This is a genomic window from Fictibacillus sp. b24, from assembly GCF_030348825.1.
In the GTDB taxonomy this organism is placed as follows: Bacteria; Bacillota; Bacilli; order Bacillales; family Fictibacillaceae; genus Fictibacillus.
Window position 1 is genome coordinate 916,742 of the sequence record NZ_JAUCES010000005.1, and the last position, 16,968, is coordinate 933,709.

Annotated in this window: 18 protein-coding genes; 13 read left to right on the top strand and 5 right to left on the bottom strand. The window is 39.7% G+C overall.

What is annotated here, in order from left to right:
- Positions 1 to 103 precede the first annotated feature (103 nt).
- The 4 genes from QUF49_RS04545 to QUF49_RS04560 all read left to right on the top strand — a co-directional run bounded on the left by QUF49_RS04545 (position 104) and on the right by QUF49_RS04560 (position 4,005).
- Entirely contained in the window at positions 104 to 1,339 is a 1,236-nt protein-coding gene (locus QUF49_RS04545; RefSeq protein ID WP_289494550.1) for an aminopeptidase, read from the top strand.
- A gap of 166 nt (positions 1,340 to 1,505) precedes the next feature.
- Positions 1,506 to 2,345 carry a 2-phosphosulfolactate phosphatase gene (locus QUF49_RS04550; protein ID WP_289494551.1) on the top strand — a complete coding sequence of 280 codons (840 nt, stop codon included), beginning with the start codon at positions 1,506 to 1,508 and terminating at the stop codon, positions 2,343 to 2,345.
- Between the two features lie 86 nt (positions 2,346 to 2,431).
- Positions 2,432 to 3,610 carry a glycosyl hydrolase family 18 protein gene (locus QUF49_RS04555; protein ID WP_289494552.1) on the top strand — a complete coding sequence of 393 codons (1,179 nt, stop codon included), beginning with the start codon at positions 2,432 to 2,434 and terminating at the stop codon, positions 3,608 to 3,610.
- Between the two features lie 194 nt (positions 3,611 to 3,804).
- Entirely contained in the window at positions 3,805 to 4,005 is a 201-nt protein-coding gene (locus tag QUF49_RS04560; protein ID WP_289494553.1) for a hypothetical protein, read from the top strand.
- A 7-nt stretch (positions 4,006 to 4,012) separates the two neighbouring features.
- On the opposite strand, the gene thrB is transcribed toward QUF49_RS04560, so the two are convergent.
- Genes thrB through QUF49_RS04575 form a run of 3 tightly spaced genes read right to left on the bottom strand, consistent with a single transcriptional unit; the run spans position 4,013 to position 7,280 of the window.
- A complete protein-coding gene (thrB, locus tag QUF49_RS04565) occupies positions 4,013 to 4,927 on the bottom strand; it encodes a homoserine kinase (RefSeq protein ID WP_289494554.1) in 915 nt (304 codons plus the stop codon).
- Positions 4,928 to 5,986, bottom strand: coding sequence for a threonine synthase (gene thrC / locus QUF49_RS04570; protein ID WP_289494555.1), 1,059 nt, complete (start codon positions 5,984 to 5,986; stop codon positions 4,928 to 4,930).
- Between the two features lies 1 nt (position 5,987).
- The gene (locus tag QUF49_RS04575; protein WP_289494556.1) at positions 5,988 to 7,280 is read right to left on the bottom strand and encodes a homoserine dehydrogenase; all 1,293 of its coding nucleotides are present in this window, start codon (positions 7,278 to 7,280) and stop codon (positions 5,988 to 5,990) included.
- A 196-nt stretch (positions 7,281 to 7,476) separates the two neighbouring features.
- On the opposite strand from QUF49_RS04575, the gene QUF49_RS04580 reads away from it, so the two are divergent.
- Positions 7,477 to 8,244 (top strand): STAS domain-containing protein, encoded by a 768-nt coding sequence (locus QUF49_RS04580; protein WP_289494557.1) that lies wholly within the window; start codon positions 7,477 to 7,479, stop codon positions 8,242 to 8,244.
- A 13-nt stretch (positions 8,245 to 8,257) separates the two neighbouring features.
- On the opposite strand, the gene QUF49_RS04585 is transcribed toward QUF49_RS04580, so the two are convergent.
- Entirely contained in the window at positions 8,258 to 8,938 is a 681-nt protein-coding gene (locus tag QUF49_RS04585) for a DNA alkylation repair protein (RefSeq protein WP_289494558.1), read from the bottom strand.
- Positions 8,939 to 9,172: 234 nt separating this feature from the next.
- On the opposite strand from QUF49_RS04585, the gene QUF49_RS04590 reads away from it, so the two are divergent.
- Positions 9,173 to 9,706, top strand: a complete 534-nt coding sequence (locus tag QUF49_RS04590) for an NfeD family protein (RefSeq protein ID WP_289494559.1) — start codon at positions 9,173 to 9,175, stop codon at positions 9,704 to 9,706.
- Between the two features lie 14 nt (positions 9,707 to 9,720).
- Entirely contained in the window at positions 9,721 to 11,286 is a 1,566-nt protein-coding gene (locus QUF49_RS04595) for a flotillin family protein (protein ID WP_289494560.1), read from the top strand.
- A 373-nt stretch (positions 11,287 to 11,659) separates the two neighbouring features.
- Here the strand turns inward: QUF49_RS04595 and QUF49_RS04600 are convergent, their stop codons facing one another.
- Positions 11,660 to 11,971: an MTH1187 family thiamine-binding protein gene (locus QUF49_RS04600; protein WP_289494561.1), complete on the bottom strand. Its 312-nt coding sequence runs from the start codon at positions 11,969 to 11,971 to the stop codon at positions 11,660 to 11,662.
- 72 nt (positions 11,972 to 12,043) lie between these two features.
- Here QUF49_RS04600 and QUF49_RS04605 point away from each other — a divergent pair, with 72 nt between their 5' ends.
- The 6 genes from QUF49_RS04605 to brnQ all read left to right on the top strand — a co-directional run bounded on the left by QUF49_RS04605 (position 12,044) and on the right by brnQ (position 16,863).
- Complete coding sequence (locus QUF49_RS04605; protein WP_289494562.1) at positions 12,044 to 12,499, top strand: GNAT family N-acetyltransferase; 456 nt, start codon at positions 12,044 to 12,046, stop codon at positions 12,497 to 12,499.
- On the top strand, positions 12,474 to 13,388 hold the full coding sequence (locus QUF49_RS04610; RefSeq protein ID WP_289494563.1) for a Nif3-like dinuclear metal center hexameric protein: 915 nt from the start codon (positions 12,474 to 12,476) through the stop codon (positions 13,386 to 13,388). Before QUF49_RS04605 ends, QUF49_RS04610 begins: the two co-directional genes overlap by 26 nt.
- Before the next feature lie 33 nt (positions 13,389 to 13,421).
- The gene (locus QUF49_RS04615; RefSeq protein WP_289494564.1) at positions 13,422 to 13,937 is read left to right on the top strand and encodes a GNAT family N-acetyltransferase; all 516 of its coding nucleotides are present in this window, start codon (positions 13,422 to 13,424) and stop codon (positions 13,935 to 13,937) included.
- A 96-nt stretch (positions 13,938 to 14,033) separates the two neighbouring features.
- Positions 14,034 to 14,684 carry a DedA family protein gene (locus tag QUF49_RS04620; RefSeq protein WP_289494565.1) on the top strand — a complete coding sequence of 217 codons (651 nt, stop codon included), beginning with the start codon at positions 14,034 to 14,036 and terminating at the stop codon, positions 14,682 to 14,684.
- Positions 14,685 to 14,820: 136 nt separating this feature from the next.
- Positions 14,821 to 15,366: a YhcN/YlaJ family sporulation lipoprotein gene (locus QUF49_RS04625; RefSeq protein WP_289494566.1), complete on the top strand. Its 546-nt coding sequence runs from the start codon at positions 14,821 to 14,823 to the stop codon at positions 15,364 to 15,366.
- A 186-nt stretch (positions 15,367 to 15,552) separates the two neighbouring features.
- A complete protein-coding gene (gene brnQ, locus QUF49_RS04630) occupies positions 15,553 to 16,863 on the top strand; it encodes a branched-chain amino acid transport system II carrier protein (RefSeq protein WP_289494567.1) in 1,311 nt (436 codons plus the stop codon).
- Positions 16,864 to 16,968 lie beyond the last annotated feature (105 nt).

Here is a 16,968-nt window from a genome sequence, read left to right on the forward strand (position 1 = left end):
ATTTTGAAGAAAAACAGTAGTCTAAATTTTCTTTTTTTTATATAATAGTAATAATATAAACTTATCAGTCGTTTTTATGTTTAACCAATCGGAGGGGAAATGTATGAAGTCGTTTGAAGAAAAGTTAGATCAATATGCTGAGTTGGTTGTTAAAGTAGGATTAGGTCTATCAGAAGGACAAAGGTTATTAATTAGTTCTCCTATAGAAGCTGTAGAGTTTACACGTAAGGTAACGAAGCATGCATATGAAAATGGATGTAAGCGAGTGATGGTGGATTGGAATGATACGCAAACAAACCGCATCCACCTTACTCATGCAGATGAAGAAATCCTGAAAGACGATCTTCCTTCATGGGAGATTGACAAGTATAACAGCCTTGTTGAAAATCATGATTGCTTTTTAATGATCACAGGGAACGATCCTAATGCTTACAAAGGTGTTCCTTCTGAGCGAATGATGTTTGTACAAAAGAACCGAGGTGAAAAACTACAATCCTTTTCTGCAGGTCAATTAAGAGGAGATATGCATTGGGCTATTGCTGGTGTACCTACAGTTGGCTGGGCGAAAAGTGTATTCCCAGAAATGAAAGATGAAGAAGCAGTAGAAGCATTATGGCAAGCGGTCTTTAAAACAGTTCGAGTGGATCAGGCAGATCCTGTTGCTGCATGGGATGAGCACGTAAAAACATTAAGCGATAAAGTAAACTACTTAAACGAACAGCAATTTAAGACGCTTCATTATAAGTCAACTGGGACAGATTTAAGCATCGACTTACACCCTGACCATACTTGGATCGGTGGAGGGCATCATTCTACGTTCGGTACGTACTATATTCCGAACCTTCCTACTGAGGAAGTTTTCACGACTCCAAGAAAATATGGTGTAAACGGTAAGGTCACAAGTTCTAAACCACTTTCAGCGATGGGGAATTTGATTAATAATTTTAGTTTGACGTTTAAAGACGGAAAAGTGATAGATTTCACTGCTGAGGAAGGGTACGACACGCTTAAGCAATTGTTAAGCATTGACGATGGAATGGGATATTTAGGAGAGGTTGCATTAGTTCCTCACGATTCACCAATTTCGAACTCAGGCATCATTTTTAACAACACATTATATGATGAAAATGCTTCGTGTCATTTAGCGATCGGAACTTCTATTACGATGTCTGTTAAAGATGCTGGCAGCTTAACGCCTGAACAGATGGAAGAGAAGGAAATTAACTTCAGCCGAGGGCATACTGACTTTATGATTGGCTCAGCAGATCTTGATATTGAGGCTGAGTATGCAGATGGAAAACGCATTCCGTTATTTAAAAATGGTAACTGGGCGATATAAAGACGAAAAGACTCCACTTGGCTGGAGTCTTTTTTTATATTCAAACACAACTAAATAATTAATGCTCAGACTTCAATCTAAATTCTACCAAATTTTAGAAAAGTAGTCTATATTTTTAAAAATATTCTCGTTAAGATTTTTGTATAAATAGCGAGGAGGAAACGGAATGAACGTGTATGATCAATCACCATACGACATTAAAATGGAGTGGGGAATCAAAGGGGCGAGAGAAGCTGCAAAAAGAAATGAAATCATCATTATCGTCGATGTTTTAAGCTTTTCATCAACTGTAACTACTGCTGTTGAGAATGGTGCTGTCATTTATCCTTTTCCACCTAATCAACATGAAAAAGCAAAAAAATACGCTACTGAACTTGGAGCTGAATTAGTGGTGGGGAGGGCTGAAGCTATAAAAACAGGAAAACCATCACTTTCCCCTATATCTTTTACAGCAAATAACAAAGGGGAATCATTTGTTCTTTGCTCACTTAATGGAGCTGCGTATGTGGATGTTTCTAAAAAAGTACCATCTCTTTTTGCAGGATCTCTTTTAAATGCAAAGGCTGTTGCAGAAGCTGCGATGTTCATGAAGAATAAATTAAATGCACCAATTTCAGTGATCGCATGTGGGGAAAGATGGGGAAATGCAGCTCATGATGAAAATGAGCTTCGACCTGGAATAGAGGATTATTTAGGTGCAGGAGCCATCATTTCTTTTCTAAAAGGATCTTTATCCCCTGAAGCTTTTGTTTGCAAACAAGCTTTCGAGGCATCGAAACACAACCTGCCATCACTCATTAAAAACTGCGGAAGCGGAAAAGAGCTAATCGAACGAGGTTTTGAAGAAGATGTACACTTTTGTATGCAATATAACAAGAGTTCTACCGTTCCCATTCTATCTAAGAATCAATTCATTTGCTTTAAGTCTCTGCCGCCGGATGTGAGTCGTTCACCACACGCCCTGTGGAAAGAGAGCATCTTGAAAGTCAGCCAATGTAAAGATTGATAAAGTATGTGAAAACAGTCGTGAAAAAAATAAGAATAGTACAAACCTCTTTTTGGAAAAATAACGAAAACTGAGGAGGTTTGTATATGAAAAAAGCAGTCGCGCTATTAGCGGCATTCACCATTGTGTTAGGCGGTTGCGGCGGTGGCTCAAACAATATGAAAGAGAGCGAAGCAGCACCAAAGAATATGAGTAACGAAACACGAAATAGTCCAAGATTGGAACAGATCAGTTCGCCACAGAAAAAACAACAGGACATTTCTAAAGCAGAAACTGCTCATGGCAAAAAGAAGATTGAAACGCTCGGGTTTTTAGAACCACTAGAAGCGAAACAATCCGTGAAAGATGTAAAAGAAGCTGTAAATGATTTAACGTACGTAGCTTTTTTTAGCTATCAAGTTAACAAAGATGGTTCTCTTAAGCCAATCAAGGATTATGCTGCTTTACAAGAGGTAAAGAATTCAAAAGCTATGCCGATGATGGTGTTAACAAACTTTATAGATGGAAACTTCTCTCCTGAGATAGCGCACACCGTTTTTACGGATAAAACGGCATCCAAAACACTCATTGGCAGTGTGATCAGCACGATGAAGCAAAAAGGATATAAGGCACTGAATATTGATTTTGAGCATATTAAAGAAAAAGATCGTGAGCTATACAATGGATTTTTAGAAACAATTATTCCACTCGTACAAAAAGAAGGCTTTAAGGTTTCAACAGCATTAGCTCCTAAAACAAGTGATGAGCAAAAAGGTCCTTGGCATGGAGCTCATGACTATAAACGTCATGGAGAACTTGCAGATTTCGTTGTATTAATGACATATGAGTGGGGCTGGTCTGGTGGACCGCCGATGGCTGTAGCACCTGTACCACAAGTAGAAAAAGTGGTTAAATACGCAACATCTGTCATTCCACCGGAAAAGATTATAATGGGAGCTCCACTATACGGTTATGATTGGACACTTCCTTATAAAAAAGGGAATAAATTTGCTAAACGCGTGGCACCAGCAGAAGCACATGATTTGGCGTTAAAAGAAGGAGCGACTGTAAAGTATGACAACGATGCTCAAGCTCCGTTCTTTAATTACAAAGATGATGCTGGAAAAGAACACGTTGTATGGTTTGAAAATGAGCAAAGTGCAGAAGCGAAAAATAAACTTGTAAAGAAATACAAGCTAAGAGGTCTTGCGTATTGGGTTCTAGGTGAACCATTCCCAGAGAACTGGACGCTGTTAAGAGATGAATTTAAAATTGCACATAAATAAAAATGAAGGATTAAGCTGAATCAGCTTAATCCTTTCTTTAATATAGATGTGTTTTAATTATGTGCGTTCAAAGCATCTAAATCTGAAGGAGTTCAGTAAGTTTTTCGTTCATTTAAGAAAGCTCTTATTTGCTCTTATCTAAATGATTGTTGCTTTCAAATTTTGTCTTCTATGATTGTTGATTGGAGTGTAAGATGCGAGATCCTCGAAAATTGAACTTCAAATTTTCTTCGTGCGATGCGACGCTGCCGAAGCCTTCCTTGTCCTGCGGGACAGGCGGGCAGGTGAGACACTTAAAAGTGAAACGTACGAATGTGGCTCACCGTCTGCCCCGCGGAAAGCGAGCATCTGGACCGGAAATCAACTACTTTCAATGGCAACCGAGCTTTCGATAACAGCGTTTTATAAAGCAGCTGACAAACATTTCTCCACCACAACACCTCTTCGGTCAGGAAAAACGGTTTCAAAGTGGTATTGAGGAAACAACAGCGACAGTTGTTCTGTAATCCCAGCTGCCTTCTGATGAGGTGTAAAGCAGACGATAGAAGGTCCTGATCCACTAATGGCCGCACCATATGCCCCGAGTTCTACAGCTTTTTGCTTAAGCTCCGCATACATAGGTACCCATTTTGAACGAAACGGCTCATGAAATAAATCCCGATTCATCATATCAGCAGCTTTTTTCCAATCGTTTTTCATTAGAGCCGCAACAAGCACGTTGCTGATCGCACTGCCTTCAACGGCTTTATTGAAGGGGAGAAGATTGGGCAGTGAACCCCTAGAGTGTTTGGTATGTAGAACACCATCAGGAATCGCAACAATCATTTCAACAGCGACATCAGGTACATGCACCGTCTCCAGTTCTTGTCCGTTGAAAAAACTAATCGTGAGTCCTCCGAAAATAGCAGGAATCACATTATCAGGATGTTCTTCCAAGGAGCTAGCCAGAAGCGCTTTTGCCTGCTTTGAAAGATCTAGATCTAAAAGGATGTTTGCCAGCTCAATCCCTGCAACGATCGCAGACGCAGAACTTCCCATTCCTTTTGAAGTCGGAAATGTGCTTACAACATCTAGCTGGCAAGGAGGTAGTTTCTGGCCGTAAGCATCCGCTGTAAAATGCGCAGCATGAACGATAAGATTATTTTCGTCTTTGTTTAACGCCTGCAGTTCTTCACCATGAAAAGTCGTTTTTCTTGGTGCGAATGGCTGAACGTGTACGGTTAAGTATCGGTTCATGGCAAGCCCTACGGAATCGAAGCCTGGGCCTAAGTTTGCTGTACTTGCTGGAACATGTATGGAAAATGGCTCTGCTTTCATTTATACAACACATCCTTTTAGCTGCTGACGTAATAATTCAAGCTCGTTCGGTATGACGACAGGTTCTTGTGCGACTGTTTTTAAGGCGATATCTGGATCTTTAAGACCGTTGCCTGTAAGAACAGCTACAACGGATGCTCCTTTCGGAAGAACACCTTGTTTGTATTGCTTATACAAACCGGCAATCGTACTGCAGGAAGCCGGTTCAGCAAAAACACCTTCCTTTGATGCAAGCATCTGATACGCTTCTAAAATTTCTTCGTCCGTTACAGAATCGATCACACCGCCTGACTCTTCTAATGCAGCTGATGCTAGTTTCCAGCTTGCAGGGTTTCCGATTCGAATAGCTGTCGCGATCGTTTCTGGATTATTTACTACAGATCCGTTCACGATTGGTGCAGCACCTGATGCCTGGAAGCCATGAATGCGGGGGAGGCCAGAAGATTTTACCGCATCATACTCTTTGAAGCCTTTCCAATAAGCACTAATGTTGCCTGCATTCCCAACTGGAATGGCTAAAATATCAGGTGCTTGATCTAGTGCATCAACCAGTTCGAACGCAGCTGTTTTTTGGCCTTCCAACCGGTATGGATTTACAGAGTTAACGAGTGTGAATTCTTCCTCGATGCTCATTTGCTGCACCATCTTTAGAGCTTCATCAAAATTTCCTTCAATCGCAAAGATTTCAGCGCCATACATTTTCGCTTGAGCGAGTTTCCCTTGGGCGATCTTTCCGTCCGGAATCACAACGATACATCTGAGGCCAGCTCTCGCTCCATAGGCAGCGGCAGCGGCTGATGTATTTCCTGTAGATGCACAAATGATTGCTTTGCTGCCCTCTTCTTTTGCTTTTGCAACAGCCATCACCATGCCTCTGTCCTTAAAAGAACCTGTAGGATTCGCTCCTTCGTATTTGGCGTATAGCTTGATGCCCCATTCCTTTGACAGATGTTCTAACGGAATGAGTGGAGTGTGCCCTTCATTCAAGGATAGAAGGGGAGTAGATTCACTGACTGGCAAGTATTCTTTGTATTGATGTAAGAGACCGTTATATGGCATGTTAAGCACCCTCCACACGATAATGACTTTTGATTTCTTGAACAACTTCTGAGTCGCGAAGCAGGCTATATACTTGATTGTCTTGATGTTTGTTTGTGCCATGTGTCACGATGACAACTTCTGCGACCCCTTTATGATCGACAGGACTTTGAATCAATTTTTCAAGTGAGATGTCATGCAGAGCGAATAGGGAAGTGATTGCTGAGAAAGCACCTGCCTCATCTTTAATGTACAATCGGTAAAAGAATTTCCCGTCGATCTCATTAGGCTCCTTTAATTGTTTATCGAATTGAGGAGCAATCACGCTCTTTCCGTTAACCCCTAACCGCATGTTCTTCACAACAGCAACTAAATCGGAAACAACTGATGTAGCAGTCGGGAGCTGCCCTGCACCTGGACCGAAGAACATCGTCTCTCCAACAGATTCACCATACACATACACGGCGTTGTATTCGTTATGAACGCTCGCAAGCGGGTGGGAGTCTGGAAGCAATGTCGGTTCAACACTGATCTCCACTTTTCCGTTGTCCTTTTTAGCGTTTCCGATTAACTTGAGCGTATAGCCGAACTGACGAGCATATTCTAGGTCCTCTTGCGTCACTTTAGAGATACCAGAAACCTTTACGTCGTCTAGATGAATGTGCATGGAGAACCCGAGTGTTGACAGGATTGCCATTTTTCTCGCCGCATCAATTCCTTCTACATCAGAAGTGGGGTCAGCTTCTGCATATCCCAAATCTTGTGCTTCTTTTAATACTTCCTCATAGTTGCGCTGCTGTTTATCCATTTTTGTCAGGATGTAGTTTGTTGTGCCATTTACAATTCCCATCATTTTTGTGATCCTGTCAGACGCTAGCCCATCAACAAGTGAGCGAATGATCGGTATTCCACCTGCGACACTTGCTTCATAGAAAAGGTCACACTCATTTTCATGAGCAAGCTGTAAAAGTTCTGCACCATGAAGTGCCATCAAATCTTTGTTTGCTGTAATCACATGCTTTTTATTTTGCAGTGCTAGTGAGATGTATTCTCTTGCTAACTCGATACCCCCCATTACTTCAATCACTACATGTATGTTTGGATTTTGAAGTACGTCTTCCGGATGTTGAGTCAGCCATTCGTTATTGATCGAGACAAGCCGTTCTTTCTCAACGTTTTGAACTAATATCTTTTCAATAAAAACAGGGCATCCAACGCGATGCTGTAATTCTTCACGGTTTCCTTCAATCATTCTAACGACACCGCTGCCGACTGTTCCTAATCCTAGAAGTCCTACTGAAACATGAGTTACCATTTTATCCGCCCCTTTGTTTTTATGGAAAATACACTTGTTTGTTTGATATGGACATTTTACATGGAGATTATCAATCGTACAACAGGGATTTTTGTAAAGATTTAGATAGCGCTTACATAGTGAGAGGGGAATTGATAGAGTATTTTCAAAAACTTAGATATGATAGAGAGAGGACGATATTAAAGGGGACCATACAATGACTGATCAGTTAGATGAGAGTGTTAAAGATACACTGAATTGTTTAGAAGAAAATATCTTTTTCATAGATTTAGATTTACGAATAGCATGGGTTAATAATAGTGGCAAGAGATTAATAGAATCGTTAAAGGGACATTTTAGACTCCATTCTGCAGAAGGGATCATTGGCACTCCTATCTCAACCTTTTATAAGGCCTCTTATCAAAAAGATATGTTTTTAAAAGGTGAGTTTCCAATTGATGTGCAGCTAGTTCTCTTCCGTACATATGTAACGCGATTAATTCTTAAAGAACTAATTGTGAAGAGACAGAAACTTGGCTACCTTTTAACGTGGAAAGATGTAACGGAGCGTGAACAAGAAAAGGAAAGAACCAAAGCAATGTTCGATGAATTGTCTACGCCTATTCTGCAAACAATCGCAGAACATACACTTCTTGTTCCATTAATCGGAGAACTAACATTGGAACGGCTTGAAACATTAACAACGAAACTATTAAACGAGTGTTTAAACAATCAAGCTGAATATGTCATATTAGATTTTTCTGGCGTAACGACGCTTAAGGATGCTGAACTAGGACAGGAAATTCAGAAGCTGACAGATTCTATCGAGTTAATGGGGGCAAAGGTATTGTACTGCGGCTTCCCTAAAGACATGGTCAAAAATATGGTCTCACTAGGTGTTCATACGAATCAGCCAACATTTGTATCATTTCGCAATGCGATTCGGTATGTTGTAGCTGAGTTGGGCTACCGGTTTGAAAAATAATGAAGCAGCCGTATTAACTCGGCTGCTTTGTTTTCTTAATATTTTTGATGGCTTCTTTATATGAAAGTGGACTTAATTCTTCTTTATGTACGAACTCCCACACCCAATCTCCGTTCGTATATGCGTACTCTCTAAGTGCCCATCCAATCCCTTTACGTATAAAGAAATCCTGCTCGTATTTCGTTTGTTTGATGATGTGTGCCAAGAGCTCTTTATCCGTTTTATCTTTATACCCAAGTTGAAACAGAATCGCAGAGCGCATAAGCCAAATGTTTTTAGAGTCAATCCAACGTTCAGTTACGTGTGTAATTTCTTCAGGAAATTTTAAAAAGTAATACCCGGCAATGTGTTTTGCAATATGATCAACGGTGTCCCACCAGCTTTTATTTACAATGATATATTCAATCCACTCGATATCTTCTATTGTCATCTGTTTTTTTAACTTGTCTGCAACCGTTAAAGAAGCATACTGCATTTCACGTTCAGGCTTTGACCAAGCTTCTTTAATAAATGAATGTAGGTCTTCTTTTGCAGGCAATCCATTTTCTTTTAAAAACACCTTCAAGTTTTGTTTCAAAATTGGAGAACGAATACCGAAGAATTCAAACTGGTCACGCATATACTTTTTCATCGGCTCAGCATCTTCAGCGTTCGCCTGCGTGTTTAAATGCAACCATAATTTATCTGCATACATAGGATCCCATCCCTTCTTAACAAAATTATACAAAATTTTGTTAACAAACTGAAACTTTTTTGATGTGTTCACGTAATAAACTATATACATCCAATATTGGGAAAAATTCATAAGTCGACAAAATATTACAATATATTTAGGTTCATTTTGTTAAGGTTGAAGAAGTTTGACAAGAGGGGTGTGGTTTCCAAATATCTTTGATTTTAAAAGTTTATTAAGACAGGAGAGATGACCATGGAGCTGTTTGGATATCCGTTGTCTACGATCTATTTGGGCAGTTTTATCATTTTTGGATGCATTACTTTTGTGTATATTCTTTTTGGTGACATGGTTGAAGCGGCATTGGATTTTTTACATCCATCGCTCATCTTATCCTTTTTAACGATTGGATCTGCTTCAGGATATTTATTAGAGATTATGACCAATATTAACAGCTGGTTCATTATGGTGTTTAGTGCGCTGCTGGCGTTGTTACTCGTTACTCTTCTAAATGTTTTCGTCCTCATGCCGATTCGATCTTCCGAAGAATCACTGGCATATCGTGATGAAGATTTAAAGGGAAGAGTCGGCACAGTACTAACTTCTGTTCCTCCAGATGGGTTTGGCGAAATATTAATTGAAGGCATTAGCGGAAGAATCTCTAAATCTGCTATAAGCATGGATAACAAGCCGATTTCACAAGGGGAAAAAGTGCTGATCATCGATATCCAAAAAGGTGTTGTATCCGTCATGCGCTATGAGCAAGTGGAACAAACATATATTCATTAATTGGAGGGGTTGTTATGAGTTTTTCACCGTTATTTATTGTAATTGGGATTGTTGTATTTTTAATCGTTGCTCTTATTAGTGTTTTTATTACGAAATATCGTACAGCGAGTCCTGATGAAGCATTAATCGTAACAGGAAGTTTCTTAGGAAGTAAAAACGTCAATATCGACGAATCTGGAAACCGAATTAAAATTGTACGCGGTGGCGGTACGTTCGTTCTGCCGGTATTTCAACAAGCAAAGCCACTTAGCTTATTAACGAGTAAACTGGATGTTCAAACACCTGAGGTATATACAGAGCAAGGGGTTCCGGTTATGGCTGATGGAACAGCAATCATAAAGGTCGGAAGCTCTATCGGCGAAATCGCGACTGCAGCTGAACAGTTTTTAGGAAAGTTGAAAGAAGATCGCGAAAATGAAGCTCGTGAAGTACTTGAAGGTCATTTGCGTTCCATTCTAGGTTCTATGACCGTTGAAGAAATTTATAAAAATCGTGAAAAATTCTCGCAAGAAGTTCAGCGTGTTGCTTCTCAAGACCTTGCAAAAATGGGATTGATTATCGTGTCCTTTACGATTAAAGATCTGCGTGATAAGAATGGATATTTAGACGCACTAGGTAAACCGCGTATCGCACAAATTAAACGTGATGCTGATATGGCAATGGCGGAAGCTGAAAAAGAAACGCGCATCAAGCGTGCTGAAGCAGATAAAGAAGCGAAGCAGTCAGAGCTAGGCCGTGCAACGGAAGTAGCTGAAGCTGAAAAGATGAATCAGTTAAAAGTAGCTGAGTTCCGCCGTGAGCAAGATGTTGCAAAAGCACGTGCTGACCAGGCTTACCATCTAGAAGAAGCAATCGCAAAACAGCAAGTTACGGAACAGCAGATGCAGATCAAAATCATCGAGCGTCAAAAACAGATTGAACTTGAAGAAAAAGAGATTCTACGCCGTGAAAAGCAGTATGACTCCGAAGTGAAGAAGAAAGCAGATGCAGACCGCTATGCTGTTGAACAGTCCGCGGAAGCCGACAAACGCAAACAAGTTGCGGAGGCAGATGCTCATAAGTATCGCGTTGAAGCGATGGCAAAAGCCGAGGCTGAAAAAGTACGTTTAGACGGTCTTTCAAGAGCAGAAGCAGAACGTGCAAAAGGGGAATCTGAAGCAGACGTTATCCGTCTGAAAGGTCTTGCTGAAGCCGAAGCAAAGCAGAAGATTGCCGAAGCGTTCGAGTTGTACGGCCAAGCTGCGATGATGGATATGATGATTAAGATGCTTCCGGAATACGCGAAGCAAGTGGCAGCACCACTTTCTAACATTGATAAAATCACAGTTGTGGATACAGGCGGCAGTGAGAACGGCGGGGCGAACCGTATTACAGGCTATGCGACAAACTTGATGTCCTCTCTGCAAGAATCATTAAAAGCTTCATCTGGCATTGATGTGAAGGAATTATTGGAGAATTTCTCTGGCAAAGGCAACGTACGCCAAAGCATAGACGATCTTCGCATTGATTTTGCAAAAAAGCAGCCAAATGCGGTAGCAACGAAGGAAAAGGCTGAAGTGAAAGCTTCAAAGGGAGAATAAATAGAGTAAAGCTTACTCCGAACGGGATGAAACACCCCTGGGGAGTAAGCTTTTTTCTAAGTTTATGAGCGATTCTAGAGATTTACGAGCGATTCAAGAAGTTTATGAGCGATTCAAGAGATTTACGAGCGATTCAAGAAGTTTATGAGCGATTCAAGAGATTTACGAGCGATTCAAGAGGTTTATGAGCGATTCTAGAGATTTACGAGCGATTCAAGAGGTTTATGAGCGATTCTAGAGATTTACGAGCGATTCAAGAGGTTTATGAGCGATTCTAGAGATTTACGAGCGATTCAAAGAAGTTTACGAGCGATTCTTGAGATTTACGAGCGCTAATCATAAAATTAGCACTCGGCACCTCTCGAACTCAAGACTACTTCTTATTCATCTGTGCCTCAACAGCTTGGAGTTTTCCAGCCATCGTGGACTTCTTATCGCGGCGGTCATCTATTCGGATGTTTGTCGCTACTCGCTGAATGCCGTTAGAGAACGGTACTTCATGCAGCTGTTGGATGACATCAAAAAGATCCGAAAGTTCTCCTTCGATCAATGTGCTCATTGGGGTAAGCTGATAGATTACTTTATCTTCGTTTTGTTGAAGAACTTTTTGAATCTCTGCTACATAAGCACTGACACTTGGCGTTTCAGTACCAATTGGAATAATTGTAATGTCTGCAATAGCCATAAGAATAACACCTCTACTTTTTTCTTTATTGTAGCAAACCCATACATAATCACAAATAAAAGGATGATACATATGGAAATTTTGCAAGCAAATGAACATGATCTTAACGAAATCGTAGATATAGATCAAAAAATGATCGGAAGTGACCGAAGAAAAGAAGAAATAGATCAAGCGATAAAAGAGGAAAGGTGTTTGATTATATCTTCTGGAAATGAAATATGTGGGTTTCTTATCTATCATCTTCAATTCTTTGAGTGCTGCTTTATATCTCTCATTATGATTGATCCCGCACATCAAAGAAAAGGTCTGGCTAGTTCCTTGCTGAGCCGCATGACACAGATTTCACCAACAGAAAAACTGTTTTCTTCAACCAATGAATCAAACGAGTCTATGAAAAGGGTCTTCACGAAAAGTGGGTTTAGTAAAAGTGGTAAGGTTGACAACTTAGATGAGGGAGATCCTGAAATTATTTATTTTATTAATAGGAAAGGTGCCGAACAACATGGTTCAATTGAAAGAAATAGATAACGCAATTGATGAGCTTTTCCATTATAGGGAGATCGGCAAAGACCCAGCGTTCAGCCGTTTTATCCCAATGGTTTATGACCCAATAGCGTTTGATTGGAGAAAAGAATTTCAAACAGAATTCAAACAACTTTTTAACGGACTCATGTTAAGAGGAAAAGAAGAGGTTAACCGTGTTTTCCTGGCTGTGTTTCCATCAGACGAAGTTTTAACTAGATTCATTACAGAAAGCAGCCCTGGCGATCTCTTATTTATGCATCACCCTCTCGTCATGGAGTGTGGAGATCCACGCGGGAAGTGGGGAAGCGGGTTTATTCCTATTCCGCCGCGTTATATTCAACAAATGAAGGATAAGCGTTTATCCGTCTTTACTCTTCATGTTCCATTGGATTACTCCAGAGTGATCAGTACGAGTGATGCGATTGCTGAAGCGCTCAATGCGAAAGTAATTGGTGAGTTTTTTTACGAAGAAAAAGGAGCATGTGGTGTCATTTGTGAGATTGAACCCATATCTACAGAAAGTCTGATTGCTGTATCAAAAGAAATTTTTTCTATTCCTTATGCGGATGTACAAGGAACATCAATCTCTCATATTACAAAAATAGCAATCACAGCAGGATGTGGAGATAAAGTTGATGCGATGAAAGAAGCTGAAAAGATGGGAGCACAAGCTTATTTGACGGGAGAAGTGCATTGTCATATCGATAATGAGTATGGAAAAAAGAAATATAATCAGATGAAAGAATTCATCAGTACGACTTCTATGAGTTTAATAGGTGTATCCCATGCAGCTTCAGAATATTTAGTGCATGTAACGCACATGAAACCATGGTTTGAAGAGCAATTTCAATTGCCTGTAACGCTGTTGCCACAGAGCAAATGGTGGATTTAGCATATAAAAAATTTCTAACAAGAGGTGTACAACTTGAACATACGTCGGGCTCTTTTAACAGACGCAGCGAACATTGCGCATGTTCACGTAAAAAGCTGGCAGCAATCTTATCAAGGATTAGTTGATTCAGACTACTTGGCACAAATGTCGGTTGAAGAACGAACAGCAAAATGGGAACAATGGCTGAGGCAAGGAGATTCACACATTGTTTTCGTTTTAGAAGATGAAGAAAGAAATCTTTGCGGTTTTATTTCTGGGGGCGCTATTCGATCTCATCATCCATACGCGGGAGAAGTATATGCCTTTTACTTATTAAAACAAGTCCAGCAAAAGGGATATGGAACAAAAATGCTACGAACTTTTGCGGCTGAACTTGCAGCAAATGAAAAGAACAGTATGATTGTTTGGGTTTTGAAAGATAATCCGTCAAAACAAGCATATCTTTCATTAGGCGGGATAAAAATAGATGAAGAAAAAATTATGATTGGTAACCAAGAGCTGATAGAAGAATGCTTTGGATGGGATGATTTAGCGACGATATGCACATAGTGTCCATCTCGTCCCACAAGCATATGCTATATTAAATAGAGTTCTTTTTACTAAAATGTATTTTCCCCTTCCCAAGTTACCCAATTTATCGTTACAATGGTAGAAGGTGTAAAAAAAGAAGTTGGTGACGTCATGGAATTTGACTTAATAAATATCATTCATCAATATAGCTATTTTGGCATTTTTTTATTATTGGCATTAGGTATTATTGGGCTGCCGATTCCTGATGAAATCCTTTTGGCCACAGTAGGCTATTTTATTTTTGCAGGAGATCTTGCAGCAGTGCCTGCTATATTAAGTGCTTTTTTCGGTGCGATTACAGGTATTACGGGGAGTTATTACATCGGAACAAGCTGCGGTAAGCCTTTGTTAAAAAAACTTGGTCCGAAGATTGGAATTTCCGAAGATAAAATAAATAAAACACAAAATTTCTTCTTGAAATATGGAAAGGCTGCTTTGTTTTTTGGATACTTCATGCCAGGTGTTAGACATCTGACTGCTTATTTTGCAGGAATGTATTCATTGAGCTTGAGGCAATTTGCACTTTTCGCATACAGTGGAGCTATTTTCTGGTGTTCCTTTTTCATACTAATTGGCTATCAGCTTGCAGGACGCTGGGCACTTGTGATGGATGTGATCCATAAGATCGGGTTGTATGCATTCACAATTGTTATTTTAAGTGTTGTTGCATGGATAATCTTTAAACCGAAAAACAAAAGTTCATATTCAAACGAAGGTTTTAAATAGAAATCGTCTTCCTTTTTGGGAGGCGTATTTTTTTATAACCATTTCCTAACAACAATAAACCCTCATGTATATTTTCTCTTGTACCTACAAATTTTATTAGATGACAGTCAAAAATTTTTATAAGGAGTGTCATTTAATGAAAAAGACTATTCTCGTTACTTCAATGGCCGTAATGCTTGCTTCCTTTTTAGGTGCTTGTGGTATGAACAATAACGATAAAGACATGGGAAGAGAAGCGCGTAATAACATGACAGAAGTAAATTATGATAATCGTGCTGACCGTAACATGAACGATATGAACAACAACATGAATATGGGGACAGACAACTACCGTTATGATGAAAATGCGCGAATGGATGTTGCTGATGAGGCTGCTAACAAAGTTACAGACTTAAAAGAAGTCCAGAACGCTACAGTTATCGTTACAGATAATAATGCTTATGTTGCTGCTATGCTTGAAGGTGGAGAAAGCATGAAGCTTACGAAGGAAACAGAGAAAAAGATCGGGGACGCTGTAAGAAGTACAGATCAAGACATCAATGATGTGTTTGTATCCACAAACCCTGATTTTATGGACCGTATGAGAGGCTATGCAGATGAGATCAACAAAGGAAATCCAGTTTCAGGTTTCATCAAAGAGTTTAATGATACGATTCAACGTGTGTTCCCAACGAACCGTTAATTACCTAAAAAAGGGCTGAGAAAATCTCAGTCCTTTTCTTATGTCACAATTTATTAGAAAATTCATTATATCTGAATATTGACTCCAATCAAATATCATGTTACAAATACATATGGATTAAAATATTTCGACAAATTTCGATAAATACTATCTTTAAATAAATGACCACGGAGGAGGACATATAACATGGAAAAACGAACGCTCTCGGTGGGCTTAATGTTATTTGCTTTGTTTTTTGGAGCTGGAAATTTAATCTTTCCGCCAGCTTTGGGTCAGTCAGCAGGAGATATGGTCTGGCAGTCCATGATTGGCTTTTTTATAACAGGAGTAGGTTTACCTTTATTAGGTGTTATCGCTTTAGCTCGATCAGGTGGAGGACTGCAGACGCTGACTGAACGCGTAAATCCTCTATTTGGTGCAGGATTTGCTATCATTCTTTATTTAGCAATCGGTCCTTTCTTTGGAATTCCAAGAACAGGTACAGTTGCATACGAGATGGCGGCTATGCCTTTCTTGCCTGAAAGTATGAATGGCGGACTGCCATTATTCTTATTCACAGTCGTATTTTTTGCTCTAACTTACTGGCTAGCATTAAATCCATCCAAGCTCGTGGATCGTATCGGTAATATCTTAACGCCTTTATTGCTGATTATTATCGGTACTGTACTTGTAAAAGCGATTATTACACCAGTTGGGAAATTAGGACAGGCAACTCCAGAATATGCGAGCAGTCCGTTAATCAAAGGGTTCATGGACGGCTATCTAACGATGGATACACTTGGTGCACTTGCGTTTGGAATCGTTGTGATTACAGCTGTAAAGCAACCTGGTATGAAGAAAGAACAAGTGACTAAAATGGTTATCAAAGCAGGTGTTATTGCCGCTTTATGTTTAGCAGCAGTGTACGGAATCCTTGCTTACCTTGGCGCAACAAGTCAAGCGCTTGGGAAATCAGATAATGGCGGACAAATCTTAACAAATGTAGTTTCACAACTGTTTGGCCAGCCCGGAAACTTACTTCTAGGTCTTGCTGTAGCACTCGCTTGTTTAACAACCTCTGTTGGACTTGTAACTGCTTGTGGTGAGTTTGCAAACAAGATGTTTCCGAAGCTACCTTATAAAACCGTTATTCTTGTATTAAGCATTTTTAGTGCAGGTGTAGCGAATCTTGGTTTAAGTCAGTTGATTAAAGTTTCTGTGCCTGTATTAACAGCTATTTATCCAGTGGCAATCGTGCTCATCATTTTGTCTTATTTTCATGAAGCATTTTCAGGAAGACAAGAAGTATACCTTGGTGGAATTATTGCGACAGCATTAATTTCTATTGCTGATGGATTAAAAGCATTTGGCTTTAATCTAGGTTCGATCGAACAGATCTACTCTCATATCCCTTTATATGCAGACGGAATCGGCTGGCTTTTACCAGCTCTAATCGGAGCTGTTGTAGGATTCATTATTGCACTGATCAGAGGAAGAATCGTAATTTTCTCCACATAAGAATTATAGATGCCTTAGGATTTATTAAAATTCTAAGGCATCTTTTTTGCATTAATTTTACAGTTAGAAAAATGTTAAATTTTAACTATCCCCTTTCTATACATG

Excerpts from the sequence above, each read along its gene's own strand:
- QUF49_RS04545 (WP_289494550.1), top strand. The coding sequence starts at position 104 with ATGAAGTCGTTTGAAGAAAAGTTAGATCAATATGCTGAGTTGGTTGTT.
- QUF49_RS04550 (WP_289494551.1), top strand. The coding sequence starts at position 1,506 with ATGAACGTGTATGATCAATCACCATACGACATTAAAATGGAGTGGGGA.
- QUF49_RS04555 (WP_289494552.1), top strand. The coding sequence starts at position 2,432 with ATGAAAAAAGCAGTCGCGCTATTAGCGGCATTCACCATTGTGTTAGGC.
- QUF49_RS04560 (WP_289494553.1), top strand. The coding sequence starts at position 3,805 with ATGCGAGATCCTCGAAAATTGAACTTCAAATTTTCTTCGTGCGATGCG.
- thrB (WP_289494554.1), bottom strand. The coding sequence starts at position 4,927 with ATGAAAGCAGAGCCATTTTCCATACATGTTCCAGCAAGTACAGCAAAC.
- thrC (WP_289494555.1), bottom strand. The coding sequence starts at position 5,986 with ATGCCATATAACGGTCTCTTACATCAATACAAAGAATACTTGCCAGTC.
- QUF49_RS04575 (WP_289494556.1), bottom strand. The coding sequence starts at position 7,280 with ATGGTAACTCATGTTTCAGTAGGACTTCTAGGATTAGGAACAGTCGGC.
- QUF49_RS04580 (WP_289494557.1), top strand. The coding sequence starts at position 7,477 with ATGACTGATCAGTTAGATGAGAGTGTTAAAGATACACTGAATTGTTTA.
- QUF49_RS04585 (WP_289494558.1), bottom strand. The coding sequence starts at position 8,938 with ATGTATGCAGATAAATTATGGTTGCATTTAAACACGCAGGCGAACGCT.
- QUF49_RS04590 (WP_289494559.1), top strand. The coding sequence starts at position 9,173 with ATGGAGCTGTTTGGATATCCGTTGTCTACGATCTATTTGGGCAGTTTT.
- QUF49_RS04595 (WP_289494560.1), top strand. The coding sequence starts at position 9,721 with ATGAGTTTTTCACCGTTATTTATTGTAATTGGGATTGTTGTATTTTTA.
- QUF49_RS04600 (WP_289494561.1), bottom strand. The coding sequence starts at position 11,971 with ATGGCTATTGCAGACATTACAATTATTCCAATTGGTACTGAAACGCCA.
- QUF49_RS04605 (WP_289494562.1), top strand. The coding sequence starts at position 12,044 with ATGGAAATTTTGCAAGCAAATGAACATGATCTTAACGAAATCGTAGAT.
- QUF49_RS04610 (WP_289494563.1), top strand. The coding sequence starts at position 12,474 with ATGGTTCAATTGAAAGAAATAGATAACGCAATTGATGAGCTTTTCCAT.
- QUF49_RS04620 (WP_289494565.1), top strand. The coding sequence starts at position 14,034 with ATGGTAGAAGGTGTAAAAAAAGAAGTTGGTGACGTCATGGAATTTGAC.
- QUF49_RS04625 (WP_289494566.1), top strand. The coding sequence starts at position 14,821 with ATGAAAAAGACTATTCTCGTTACTTCAATGGCCGTAATGCTTGCTTCC.
- brnQ (WP_289494567.1), top strand. The coding sequence starts at position 15,553 with ATGGAAAAACGAACGCTCTCGGTGGGCTTAATGTTATTTGCTTTGTTT.